The sequence below is a fragment of the Pseudomonas sp. LAIL14HWK12:I1 genome, assembly GCF_003202095.1.
In the GTDB taxonomy this organism is placed as follows: domain Bacteria; phylum Pseudomonadota; class Gammaproteobacteria; order Pseudomonadales; family Pseudomonadaceae; genus Aquipseudomonas; species Aquipseudomonas monteilii.
The window spans coordinates 261,225-273,651 of record NZ_QJKG01000007.1; the positions used below are offsets into that span (position 1 = coordinate 261,225).

12 protein-coding genes are annotated in these 12,427 nt (G+C 63.2%); 9 read left to right on the forward strand and 3 right to left on the reverse strand.

The features are described 5' to 3' along the window. The first annotated feature begins 60 nt into the window (after window positions 1–60). From prfB to D906_RS18975, 7 genes are all read left to right on the forward strand, one after another. Window positions 61–1,156, forward strand: a protein-coding gene (gene prfB / locus D906_RS18945) for a peptide chain release factor 2 (RefSeq protein WP_097083287.1) whose coding sequence is annotated in 2 segments (ribosomal slippage) — window positions 61–132 and window positions 134–1,156 — 1,095 coding nt in all. Because the reading frame shifts where the segments join, the coding sequence is not laid out codon by codon here. A gap of 92 nt (window positions 1,157–1,248) precedes the next feature. Next, entirely contained in the window at window positions 1,249–2,751 is a 1,503-nt protein-coding gene (gene lysS / locus D906_RS18950; RefSeq protein WP_019097638.1) for a lysine--tRNA ligase, read from the forward strand. A gap of 96 nt (window positions 2,752–2,847) precedes the next feature. Further along, the gene (locus tag D906_RS18955; protein WP_016712971.1) at window positions 2,848–3,552 is read left to right on the forward strand and encodes a TetR/AcrR family transcriptional regulator; all 705 of its coding nucleotides are present in this window, start codon (window positions 2,848–2,850) and stop codon (window positions 3,550–3,552) included. Window positions 3,553–3,581: 29 nt separating this feature from the next. Then, complete coding sequence (locus D906_RS18960) at window positions 3,582–4,130, forward strand: hypothetical protein (RefSeq protein ID WP_016712970.1); 549 nt, start codon at window positions 3,582–3,584, stop codon at window positions 4,128–4,130. 26 nt (window positions 4,131–4,156) lie between these two features. Beyond that, on the forward strand, window positions 4,157–5,434 hold the full coding sequence (locus tag D906_RS18965) for a flavohemoglobin expression-modulating QEGLA motif protein (RefSeq protein WP_027615512.1): 1,278 nt from the start codon (window positions 4,157–4,159) through the stop codon (window positions 5,432–5,434). Continuing rightward, window positions 5,406–6,329, forward strand: a complete 924-nt coding sequence (locus tag D906_RS18970; protein ID WP_025753736.1) for an alpha/beta hydrolase — start codon at window positions 5,406–5,408, stop codon at window positions 6,327–6,329. The genes D906_RS18965 and D906_RS18970 overlap by 29 nt, the downstream gene beginning before the upstream one ends. After that, on the forward strand, window positions 6,326–6,652 hold the full coding sequence (locus D906_RS18975; RefSeq protein ID WP_003252219.1) for a hypothetical protein: 327 nt from the start codon (window positions 6,326–6,328) through the stop codon (window positions 6,650–6,652). The genes D906_RS18970 and D906_RS18975 overlap by 4 nt, the downstream gene beginning before the upstream one ends. Window positions 6,653–6,818: 166 nt before the next feature. On the opposite strand, the gene D906_RS18980 is transcribed toward D906_RS18975, so the two are convergent. The 3 genes from D906_RS18980 to D906_RS18990 form a co-directional block, all read right to left on the reverse strand. Further along, complete coding sequence (locus D906_RS18980) at window positions 6,819–7,610, reverse strand: OmpA family protein (RefSeq protein WP_016712967.1); 792 nt, start codon at window positions 7,608–7,610, stop codon at window positions 6,819–6,821. Between the two features lie 50 nt (window positions 7,611–7,660). Continuing rightward, window positions 7,661–8,074, reverse strand: coding sequence for a DUF4398 domain-containing protein (locus tag D906_RS18985; protein WP_016712966.1), 414 nt, complete (start codon window positions 8,072–8,074; stop codon window positions 7,661–7,663). A 276-nt stretch (window positions 8,075–8,350) separates the two neighbouring features. Next, a complete protein-coding gene (locus tag D906_RS18990; protein WP_025753735.1) occupies window positions 8,351–8,695 on the reverse strand; it encodes a hypothetical protein in 345 nt (114 codons plus the stop codon). Between the two features lie 165 nt (window positions 8,696–8,860). Here D906_RS18990 and ppc point away from each other — a divergent pair, with 165 nt between their 5' ends. Beyond that, on the forward strand, window positions 8,861–11,488 hold the full coding sequence (ppc, locus tag D906_RS18995) for a phosphoenolpyruvate carboxylase (protein WP_025753734.1): 2,628 nt from the start codon (window positions 8,861–8,863) through the stop codon (window positions 11,486–11,488). A gap of 257 nt (window positions 11,489–11,745) precedes the next feature. After that, complete coding sequence (adk, locus tag D906_RS19000) at window positions 11,746–12,396, forward strand: adenylate kinase (RefSeq protein WP_016712963.1); 651 nt, start codon at window positions 11,746–11,748, stop codon at window positions 12,394–12,396. Window positions 12,397–12,427 lie beyond the last annotated feature (31 nt).

Here is a 12,427-nt window from a genome sequence, read left to right on the forward strand (position 1 = left end):
GTGCGGCGGACTCGGTTATACTCGCGGGCTTTTCACCGAATTCGCACGAGTAGCCAGCCCATGGAAATCCAACCGATCCTGAACACCATCAAGGACCTCACCGAGCGTTCCCAGTCAATTCGGGGGTATCTTTGACTACGATCACAAGCATGACCGCCTGATCGAAGTCAACCGCGAGCTGGAAGACCCGAACGTCTGGAACAAACCCGAGTACGCCCAGGCCCTGGGCCGTGAGCGTGCCATGCTGGCCCAGGTCGTCGAGACCCTGGACAAACTGTCCAACGGCCTGGGCGACTGCCAGGACCTGCTCGACATGGCCGTCGAGGAAAATGACGAAGGCGCCGTCAGCGACGTCGTGACCGAGCTGGAAGGCCTGGAAGAAAACCTGGCCCAGCTTGAGTTCCGTCGCATGTTCAGCGGCGAGATGGACATGAACAACGCCTACCTGGACATCCAGGCCGGGTCCGGTGGTACCGAAGCGCAGGACTGGGCCAACATCCTGCTGCGCATGTACCTGCGTTGGGCCGACAAGCGTGGTTTCGACGCCACCATCATCGAGCTCTCCGAAGGCGAAGTCGCCGGTATCAAAGGCGCGACCGTGCACATCAAGGGTGAATACGCCTTCGGCTGGCTGCGGACTGAAATCGGCGTGCACCGTCTGGTGCGCAAGAGCCCGTTCGACTCCGGTGCCCGTCGTCACACCTCGTTCTCGGCAGTGTTCGTGTCGCCCGAAATCGACGACAAGGTCGAGATCGAGATCAACCCGTCCGACCTGCGCATCGACACCTACCGCTCCTCCGGTGCCGGTGGTCAGCACGTTAACACCACCGACTCGGCCGTACGTATCACCCACGTACCGACCAACACCGTGGTGGCCTGCCAGAACGAACGTTCCCAGCACGCCAACAAGGACACCGCCATGAAAATGCTGCGGGCCAAGTTGTACGAGCTGGAAATGCAGAAACGCAACGCCGCCTCGCAGGCGCTGGAAGACAGCAAGTCGGACATCGGCTGGGGCCACCAGATCCGCTCGTACGTGCTGGATGACTCGCGCATCAAGGACTTGCGTACCGGCGTCGAGCGCAGCGATTGCCAGAAGGTGCTGGACGGCGACCTCGACCAGTACCTGGAAGCGAGCCTCAAGCAAGGGCTGTAAGCCGCACACCACTGCCGCGATACCTGGCAACTGCCGGTGTCGCGTGCCCTGCCCGAAAAGGGCAACGAACACCTGATGGAAAGAATGACGACATGAGCGACCTCAAGACCGAATCGCAAGACCTGCAACAGGAAGAAAACGCCTTGATCGCCCTGCGCAAGGAAAAACTTGCCGCCGAGCGTGCCAAGGGCAATGCCTTCCCCAACGACTTCCGTCGCGACAGCTACTGCAACGACCTGCAGAAGCAGTACGCGGACAAGACCAAGGAAGAGCTGGAAGCAGCCGCGATCCCGGTCAAGGTAGCCGGCCGTATCATGCTCAACCGTGGCTCGTTCATGGTGATCCAGGACATGACCGGTCGCATCCAGGTCTACGTCAACCGCAAAACCCTGCCAGAAGAAACCCTGGCCGCCGTCAAAACCTGGGACCTGGGCGACATCATCAGCGCCGAAGGCACCCTGGCCCGCTCTGGCAAGGGCGACCTGTACGTCGAAATGACCAACGTACGCCTGCTGACCAAGTCGCTGCGCCCGCTGCCCGACAAGCACCACGGCCTCACCGACACCGAACAGCGCTACCGCCAGCGTTACGTCGACCTGATGGTCAACGAAGAAACCCGCCACACCTTCCGTGTGCGTTCGCAGGTGATTTCGCACATCCGCAAGTTCCTCATCGAGCGTGACTTCCTCGAAGTGGAAACCCCGATGCTGCAGACCATCCCGGGTGGTGCCGCCGCCAAGCCGTTCGAAACCCACCACAACGCCCTGGACATGGCCATGTTCCTGCGTATCGCGCCGGAGCTGTACCTCAAGCGCCTGGTCGTGGGTGGCTTCGAGAAGGTGTTCGAGATCAACCGCAACTTCCGTAACGAAGGCGTTTCGACCCGTCACAACCCAGAATTCACCATGCTTGAGTTCTACCAGGCCTACGCCGACTACCGCGACAACATGGACCTCACCGAGGAACTGTTCCGCGAGCTGGCGCTGCTGGTGCTGGGCAGCACCGACGTGCCGTACGGCGACAAGGTGTTCCACTTCGGCGAACCGTTCGCCCGCCTGTCGGTGTTCGACTCGATCCTCAAGTACAACCCGGAGCTGACCGCTGCCGACCTGCAGGACGTCGACCGCGCCCGTGACATCGCCAGGAAGGCCGGTGCCAAGGTGCTGGGCCACGAAGGCCTGGGCAAGCTGCAGGTGATGATTTTCGAAGAGCTGGTCGAGCACAAGCTGGAGCAGCCGCACTTCATCACCGAGTACCCGTTCGAAGTGTCGCCGCTGGCCCGCCGTAACGACGACAACCCGGCGGTTACCGACCGCTTCGAGCTGTTCATCGGTGGCCGCGAAATCGCCAACGCCTACTCCGAGCTCAACGATGCCGAAGACCAGGCCGAGCGCTTCCTGGCCCAGGTGGCCGAGAAGGACGCCGGTGACGACGAAGCCATGCACTACGACGCCGACTTCGTGCGTGCCCTGGAGTACGGCATGCCGCCGACCGCCGGTGAAGGCATTGGCATCGACCGCCTGGTGATGCTGCTGACCAACTCGCCGTCGATCCGCGACGTGATCCTGTTCCCGCACATGCGTCCGCAGGCCTGAGTGATGTGAACGAGCCGCCTTTCGAGGCGGCTTTTTCTTGCCTGAAGCTTTATGTTGTCTGTACTGGCCCATGAGGTAACCCCTGTGACACCCGCCATGCCTGACCAAGGCGCCGCCGGCATCGCCACCGCCGTCGCCGAAAGCGTGCAATACCAAGGCCGCAAGACTGCCCGCCAAGGCAGCGAGCAGCGCCGCCAGCTGATCCTCGACGCCGCCATGCGCATAGTCGTGCGCGATGGCGTGCGTGGTGTGCGCCACCGTGCCGTGGCCGCCGAGGCCGGTGTGCCGCTGTCGGCCACCACCTACTACTTCAAGGACATCGAAGACCTGCTCACCGACACCTTCGCTCAGTACGTCGAGCGCAGCGCGGCCTACATGGCCAAGCTGTGGGCCAACACCGAGGTCGTGTTGCGCCAGTTGCTGGCCCAGGGCGACGGCAGCCCGCAGGCACGGGCGCGGCTGGCTGACGATGTGGCCCGCATGACGGCCGACTACGTACAGCGGCAACTGTTGACCCGGCGCGACTTCCTGATGGCCGAACAGGCCTTCCGCCAGGAGGCATTGCTGTGCCCACGCCTGGCCGAGCTGGTGCGCGCCCATGAGCAGATCCTGTTGCACGGGACCCGGCAATTGCTGCAAGTGGTAGGCTCGCGGCAACCGGAACAGGACGCCCAAATGTTGACGGCGATTATCGAGCAGATGGAATATCAGGGCCTGCTCAAGGATGCGAATGCGCAAGCCGATGGGCAGATGCTCGCTATGCTTACCCGATACCTGCAGCTGGTGCTGGCATCGGCCTGAGCCGAGACCGACTTTTCAAGGAGAACCTGATGAAAGCCTGGCGTGTGGTGCTGTTGACTTTGTCATTCCTGCTGCTGGGCGGTTGTCTGGTGACCTTCCATGAGCCGTTGCCGAGTAACCAGGCGGCGCCCAAGGCCCTGTTGGGCAAGTGGAGCAGCAAGGACGCCTGGGGCGAGCCGTTGAAGCTGACCATCAGCCGCAGCGGTGCAGATGCCTATAAGGCCGTTGCCACGGCCAAGGGCAAGAAGCCTGAGGAATATGTATTCACCGTCTCCCGCCACGGCAACCGCTGGTACCTGTCGGCCGGCGTGCCCAAGCGCCTGGGTGGCAACTTCCTGATTGGCGGTTTCGATATCGTCGATGGCAAGGAACTGGTGGTGTACAACCTGGACGTCGAGCAGGTGCAGCAGGCGGTGGACAAGAAGGAACTGACCGGGCGTGGTACCGAGGTGCCGGAAGACAACGGCGACGGCGTGCTGATCGACAGCCCGGCTGCGCGGGTGCTGGCCTATCTGGATGACCCGGCCAACTCCGACCTGTTCGTTGAAGTGGCGCGGTTCCAGCGTTCTGGCAAGTAGTTGCCTGTACTAGAAAGGAGTCCCCGGTGGACGAATACCAGCGAACCATCCGCGCCTTGTCCGACCGCATCGTTGCAGCCCAGACCCCGATCCGGGTACTGGACGCGGTGAAGTGGGACGACAACATTCGCCAGGTCTTTCTCAAGGCCAAGGGCAAGGAGCCGCCGGCCGTCGACCGCGCTTATTACCAGTCGCGCCCGCTGGCGTTCGACTCCGGCGCGGTCAAGGCCGAGTTCCAGGCCATCGAGCGCGACATCATTCGCCAGCTTGGCCAGTTCAACCCGGTCGGGCAGATCATGAAGCGTATGTGCCGCGAATACCGCATGGTGGTGCGCATGCTCGAAGCGCGTGGCACCGAGGATTTCGGCCTCATCTCTCAGGAACTGTACGGCGCCGCCTCCGATGCCTTCCACGCCGGTGACCCGACCTTGGCCGACCTCGGCCTCATGCTCTCGGATTACCTGAACAACATCGATGGCCGTGGCGATCTCAAGGACGAACCGAAAAACCTCACCGCCAAGGAGGCCGTAGATATCCTCCAGCGTCGGCTGAACAAGGTGTTCGGTGAAGCCGAGGAGACCATTCGGGTATTCGAATCTGACGGGATCGTGGCCGATGCCGCCGCTGGCGCCGACTACATCAAGGTGCGCGCCGATGCCATGTTCAACAGCCGTGATGTGCGTGCCCTCGAAGTACACGAAGGGCTGGTCCATGTGGGCACCACGCTCAACGGCCTGAACCAGCCGATCTGCACCTTCCTGGCCAAGGGCCCGCCCTCGTCGACGGTAACCCAGGAAGGCCTGGCGATTCTCATGGAGGTCATCGCCTTTGCTTCCTACCCCAGCCGCCTGCGCAAGCTCACCAACCGCACCCGCGCCATCCACATGGTCGAGGAGGGCGCCGATTTCCTCCAGGTGTTCAATTTCTTCCGCGAGCAAGGCTTCGAGATGGCGCAGAGCTACAGCAACGCCAGCCGGGTGTTCCGCGGCTCGGTGCCCAATGGCCTGCCATTCACCAAGGACTTGTCCTACCTCAAGGGCTTCATCATGGTTTACAACTACATTCAGTTGGCCGTGAAGAAGGGCAAGCTCGAACAGATCCCGTTGCTGTTCTGTGGCAAGACCACGCTGGAAGACATGCGTACCTTGCGCCAGTTGGTGGAGGAGGGGCTGGTCGAGCCGCCCAAGTACCTGCCCGAACAGTTCCGCGACCTTAACGCACTGTCGGCGTGGATGTGCTTCTCCAACTTCCTCAACCACCTGAGCCTGGACCGTATTGAAGCCGACTACGCGAACATTCTCTGAGTGCTGCCGCCTGCTGGCGCTTGGCCTGGTCCTGCTGGGCCTTGGCGGCTGCAGCAGCCTGCTGTTCTATCCCGAGCGTGGCCAGGCATTCACCCCCGAACGGGCCAGACTCGACTACCGCGATGTCACCCTTGTCACATCGGACGGCCTGCGCCTGCACGGCTGGTGGTTGCCGGCCAAGGCGGGAGTCGAGGTGAAGGGCACGGTACTGCATTTGCACGGCAACGGCGGCAACCTGCCTGGGCACCTGGGGGGTAGCTATTGGCTGCCGGAGCAGGGCTACCAGGTGCTGATGATCGATTACCGTGGCTATGGCCTGTCGCAGGGCACGCCGACCCTGCCTGAGGTGTATGAAGACATCGCGGCGGCCATGGCCTGGCTGGACCAGGCACCCGAGGTCAAGGGCAAGCCTTTGGTGCTGCTGGGGCAAAGCCTTGGCGGCGCCATGGCAATCCACTACCTGGCGGCCCACCCCGAGCAGCGCCAGCGCTTCAGCGCCCTGGTGTTCGATGGCGTACCGGCCAGTTACCGTGGGGTAGGGCGCTATGCCCTCAGCACGTCATGGATGACCTGGCCGTTGCAGGTGCCACTGTCGTGGCTGGTGCCGGACGGCGACAGTGCAATCCGTTCGATCGAGCAGTTGAGCAGCCCGCCCAAGCTGTTCTTCCACAGCATCGACGACAACCTGGTGCCGATGGACAACGGCATCCGCCTGTACCAGCACGCACCGCCACCACGGGTACTGCAGCTGACCCGAGGCGGCCATGTGCAGACCTTCGCCGACCCTACCTGGCGCCAGGTGATGCTGCGTTTCCTTGATGACCCCAGCCATTTCAACGGCCTTCGGCGCCTGGCCGAAGTGCCCAATTACCCTGACGAGAAGAACAAGCAATGAGTGAAGAGCGCAACGCCATCCCGCTGATCCTGACCGGCGTCGGCAGCATCATCGTGACGGTGGGGGCCTTGTGGTACTACGGTTACCTGCATTTCGCCAAACCCGAGGATGCCCTGTTGTTGCAGGACTTCACCATGCTCAAGACCATCCCGGGCGAGGACTACAAGGTTTCGCTGGACCCGGCGCCGCAAGTGGCCCAGTGCGTCGATGGCGTGCTGGTGCTGTTCGACACCCAGCAGAAAGGCCTGACCGGCGTGCTGGTGGACAACCGCAAGCGTGCCGTGCGCTGCATGGGCGAGGAAACACCGCAGCAGGTGCAGTGAGGGAGCGAAGTGATTTTTGTGGCGCCTGGGAAATCGAGCGCCGCCCGCGATGCGCCGCGCGGGCGGCGCTCGTTCTCCCAATCACCACATCTCTAAAGGCACGAGACCAAACGCCCAAATAAAAACCCCGCCAGGAAGGCGGGGTCTTGGGTTAAGCCAACCGGTCTTACTGGCTGACCTGGCTCACCGAACGTGGCGCCACCGGCTGGTTGTCGTTGGAGATGGTCACCTCCACCCGACGGTTTTGCGCCCGGCCCGAATTGCTGCCGTTGTCCGCTACCGGGTACTCCTTGCCGTAACCCTGGGCGACGATGCGCGCAGGGTCTACGCCGGCACGCACCAGCGCCATGCGCACGGAACCCGCGCGGCGTTCGGACAGGCTCTGGTTGTAGTTGGCCGAACCGACGCTGTCGGTGTAGCCCTCGACAATCACCTTGCGCTCAGGGTTTTCCTGAAGGAACTGGGCCAGCTTGGTGATGTTCGGGTAGGCGTTGCTCTTGAGCTCGGCCTTGTTGAAGTCGAACAGCACGTCCCCGAAGGTGACCAGCGTACCGCGATCGGTCTGCTTGGCGTTGAGGCTGTCCTGCAGCTTGGCGATCTGTGCGTCGCGGGCGTCCAGCTTGGCCTGGGCGCGTTGCGCAGCGGCGTTTTTCAGCTCGCCTTCGGCGGTACGCAGGGCGATGGTCTGCTTGGCCACCTCGACACGCTGGTTGGTCAGGTAGGCGAGTTGGTCGACCTTCTTCTGGTCTTCCCGGTCCATGTAGGCCTTGTCGGCCTTGTTAAGCCAGTCCTGGGCGTCCTTGGTCTCCAGCGCCGCCACCTTGCTCGATTGCGGGTCGCTCTGCAGCGAGGAGAAGTTGGTGCGGGCCGCCTCCAGGTTGGCGTTAGGGTCGTGCGAGCAGGCAGCAAGGCCGACGCTCAGGGCCAGCAGGGCGGGAATCATGACGTAATTGCGCATAGTGTTCATCCTTTGATCGTGTGCGAAGGCTAAGGTTGGCGGGGCAGGGCTCACTGAGCGCTGCGCAGGCCTTCCTCACGTACGTCCTGGACACCCTGGCGGGCGTCCTGCACGGCCTTCTGGGCCTTGGCCGCCTGGGCCTTGCGTTCGGCGAGGCGTGCGTCCCACTCGGCTTGCTGGGCCAGCAGTTTGGCTTCGTCATACTTTTTGTCGTGCATGGCGATTTCGGCCTGCTTGAACTTGTCCTGGGCCGCTTTCATCTCCACGGCGGCGAACTCGGTACCGCCAGCGCTGACGGCGGCGTTCACGGCGGACTGGGTAACGGCATACTGCTCGGTAGGCGGGTTGCCAGCACAGCCGGCCAGGACCAGGCTACTGCCCAGGGCCAGCGCGGCCAGCTTGAACCCGCGCACGTGAGTGGATGACAGTTTGCTAGTGCGGGTTTTCATGGTGGTCAGCTCCATTGGATCACTCCTGATTACGACGATGTCCGTAGCAGTCCATCGCTCATTCCCTGACAACTCCGTGCGCTTCAGCTGAACGGTGCACAAGGACAGGTGTGCAGGGTTTTAGCGTGATGGCTATTGGCTCCGACTCGATCGTTTTTCGAATGGTTCCGAAAAAAGTGATCCGCACGAGCGATTATTTCTGACTGATTGGTCAGCGAGGATTTTCTTGAACTTTCGCGGGCGAAAGCGGTATTCCGGGCCTCGAGCAGGCCCGGAACAGTGGCGCGGAGGTTATTCGTCGCTGTCGGCAGCGGTGTTGCTCAGGCTGTGCAGGTGCTGGCGCGAGAGCGACAGAAAGCGTGGGGTAGGCCCTATATCTTCGTACAGCGGGTCGCCTTCTTCATCGGTGGCGATGACCTGACGGCCCTGCACATAGGGGAAGCTGGCCTCCACCTCTTCAAGGGCGGCGGCTACCAGTTCGCCGAGCAATTCCTCGGCGGTACGTTTGGGGTACATGTCGATCAGCGCGGCCAGACGCGCCTCTGACTCCAGGTCAAGGTGCAGGACATGGCCCGTGCGGCTGAGGGTGCCGGCGGCATTCTGTTCCCAGTGCTGGGCGAGTTCACGGATTTTCATGATGACCTCTGGTTACGCCTGCTAAGGCTGCATGGCATGGGAGTGTTATGCCTTCACTTTAGTTTGCTTTAGCCGATCACGGCTTGCCATTGCCTCCAGCCTGGGGGCACTCTTCGGGAGAGCTGTGTACAGGAGTGCGCCAGAGCCGCGCCAAAGAGAGGGCCAATGACCGATATCGATGTGCGTTTGCGTGAAGATGTCCATGTGTTGGGTGAGCTGCTCGGCGAAACCATTCGCCAGCAGCATGGCGATGCGTTCCTGCAGAAGATCGAGGACATCCGCTACAGTGCCAAGGCCGACCGGCGCGGCCCCGGCGAGCAACTGAGCTCGACCCTGGCAGACCTGGCCGAAGAAGACCTGCTGCCCGTGGCCAGGGCCTTCAACCAGTTCCTCAACCTGGCCAACATGGCCGAGCAGTACCAGTTGATCCGCCGTCGCGACGCTGACCAGCCCGAACCCTTCGAGGCCCGTGTGCTGCCCGAGTTGCTGGCGCGCCTGAAGCAGGCCGGGCTTGGTAACGATGCCCTGGCTCGGCAACTGGCCAAGCTCGACATCCAGCTGGTACTTACCGCACACCCCACCGAAGTGGCCCGCCGCACCCTGATTCAGAAGTACGACGCCATCGCCGGCCAGCTGGCTGCCCAGGACCACCGCGACCTGACCCCGGCCGAACGCCAGCAGGTACGCGAACGCCTGCGCCGGCTGATTGCCGAGGCCTGGCACACCGAAGAAATCCGCCGCACCCGCCCCACGCCGGTAGACGAAGCCAAGTGGGGCTTTGCAGTGATTGAGCATTCGCTCTGGCACGCCATCCCCAGCCACCTGCGCAAGGTCGACAAGGCGCTGCTGGAGGCCACCGGCCTGCGTCTGCCGCTTGAAGCCGCGCCAATCCGCTTTGCCTCGTGGATGGGCGGTGACCGTGACGGCAACCCCAACGTGACTGCCGCCGTCACCCGCGAAGTGTTGCTGCTGGCCCGCTGGATGGCCGCCGACCTGTTCCTGCGTGACATCGATGCATTGGCTGCGGAGCTGTCCATGCAGCAGGCCAACGAGGCCCTGCGCGAACAGGTTGGCGACACTGTCGAGCCCTACCGGGCCGTGCTCAAGCAGTTGCGCGACCGGCTACGGGCGACGCGTGCCTGGGCGCATTCGGCATTGACCAGCAGCCAACCGGCCAGCGCCGACGTGCTGGTGGATAACCGCGACCTGATCGCACCGCTGGAGCTGTGCTACCAGTCGCTGCACGAATGCGGCATGGGCGTGATCGCCGAAGGCCCGCTGCTGGACTGCCTGCGCCGCGCTGTCACCTTTGGCCTGTTCCTGGGCCGCCTGGATGTGCGCCAGGACGCTGCCCGCCACCGTGACGCACTGACCGAGATTACCGACTACCTGGGCCTGGGGCGCTATGCCGACTGGGATGAAGAGCAGCGCATCGAATTCCTCCAGGCCGAGCTGAAGAACCGTCGGCCCCTGCTGCCTGCGCATTTCAAGCCGCAAGCGGATACCGCCGAAGTGCTGGCCACCTGTCGCGAAGTGGCCGCCGCGCCGGCTGCCTCCCTGGGCTCCTACGTCATTTCCATGGCCGGTGCCGCTTCGGATGTGCTGGCGGTGCAACTGCTGCTCAAGGAAGCCGGCCTTACCCGCCCCATGCGCGTGGTACCGCTTTTCGAAACCCTGGCCGACCTGGACAACGCTGGCCCCGTGATGCAGCGACTGCTCGGCCTGCCAGGCTACCGCGCCGGGCTGCGCGGCCCGCAGGAAGTGATGATTGGCTACTCCGACTCAGCCAAGGACGCTGGCACTACGGCGGCGGCCTGGGCGCAGTACCGGGCCCAGGAAAACCTGGTGCGCATTTGTGCCGAACATCAGGTCGAACTGCTGCTGTTCCACGGCCGTGGCGGTACGGTAGGGCGCGGCGGTGGCCCCGCCCACGCGGCGATCCTGTCGCAACCGCCGGGATCGGTGGCGGGACGTTTCCGCACCACCGAACAGGGCGAGATGATCCGCTTCAAGTTCGGTTTGCCGGGCATTGCCGAGCAAAACCTCAACCTGTACCTGGCTGCCGTGCTCGAAGCCACGCTGTTGCCACCACCGCCCCCGCAGCCGGCCTGGCGTGAGGTGATGGACCAGCTGGCTGCCGATGGCGTCAAGGCCTACCGCAGCGTGGTGCGGGACAACCCCGATTTTGTCGAATACTTCCGTCAGTCGACACCGGAACAGGAGTTGGGGCGCCTGCCACTGGGCAGCCGCCCGGCCAAGCGTCGCGCTGGAGGCATCGAAAGCCTGCGGGCCATCCCGTGGATTTTCGGCTGGACCCAGACGCGCCTGATGCTGCCGGCCTGGCTGGGCTGGGAAACGGCCCTGAGCAACGCATTGGCCCGTGGCCAGGGCGAGCTGCTGGCGCAGATGCGCGAACAGTGGCCGTTCTTCCGCACCCGTATCGACATGCTGGAGATGGTGCTGGCCAAGGCCGATGCGCAAATTGCCGAGGCCTACGACGAACGTCTGGTGCAACCGCACTTGCTTCCTTTAGGTGCACACCTGCGCGACCTATTGTCGCAGTCCTGCCAGGTGGTACTGGGCCTGACCGGGCAGCCGGTGCTACTGGCGCACAGCCCCGAAACGCTGGAATTCATCAGCCTGCGCAACACCTACCTGGACCCGCTGCACCGCCTGCAGGCCGAGTTGCTGGCTCGCTCGCGCAGCCGCGAAGCCGCTCTGGACAGCCCGTTGGAGCAGGCCTTGCTGGTGACCGTGGCGGGTATTGCCGCCGGGCTGCGCAACACCGGCTGAGGGCGCGTGCGGGCTGCCCTGAATGTGTGCCGTGCAGACCCTGCATGGGTAAGGGGAGGGTGGTTGCGCCGGGCGCAACCACCTGCCAGGTCAGCCGCAAGTGGCGCATTCCTGCAACTTTGGGACGCTTGTCTGGCTGCCGGGCGCTGTGTATCTTGAGCAGCCTTCTGACCGATTTTGGGTCATACCCGATTTTCCGGACTTGGCCCTGGTTGCCGAATCCATTGAATTTCATAAAAAAATTTGAGGAGCACAAGATGCGCGTAATTCTGCTGGGAGCTCCCGGGGCCGGTAAAGGTACTCAGGCAAAGTTCATCACCGAAAAGTTCGGTATTCCACAGATCTCCACCGGTGACATGCTGCGTGCCGCTGTCAAAGCCGGCACCCCGCTGGGCCTGGAGCTGAAGAAAGTCATGGATGCCGGCCAGCTGGTCTCCGACGAGCTGATCATCAGCCTGGTCAAGGAGCGCATCGCTCAGCCTGATTGCGCCAACGGCTGCCTGTTCGACGGCTTCCCACGCACCATCCCGCAAGCCGAAGCCATGGTCGCTGCCGGTGTCGACATCGACGCAGTGGTCGAAATTGCCGTGGACGACGAAGAAATCGTTGGTCGCATGGCGGGCCGCCGCGTGCACCTGGCCTCGGGCCGCACCTACCACATTCAGTACAACCCGCCAAAAGTGGAAGGCAAGGACGACGAGACTGGCGAAGACCTGATCCAGCGCGACGACGACAAGGAAGAAACCGTTCGCCATCGCCTGTCGGTCTACCACAGCCAGACCAAGCCGCTGGTGGACTTCTACCAGAAGCTGTCGGCCGCCAACGCCGGCAAGCCGAAGTACAGCCACATCGAAGGTGTCGGCTCGGTTGAAGCCATCACCGCCAAGGTTCTGGCAGCCCTGAGCTGATCCAGCGCCTGACACCCATCGACAACGGCCC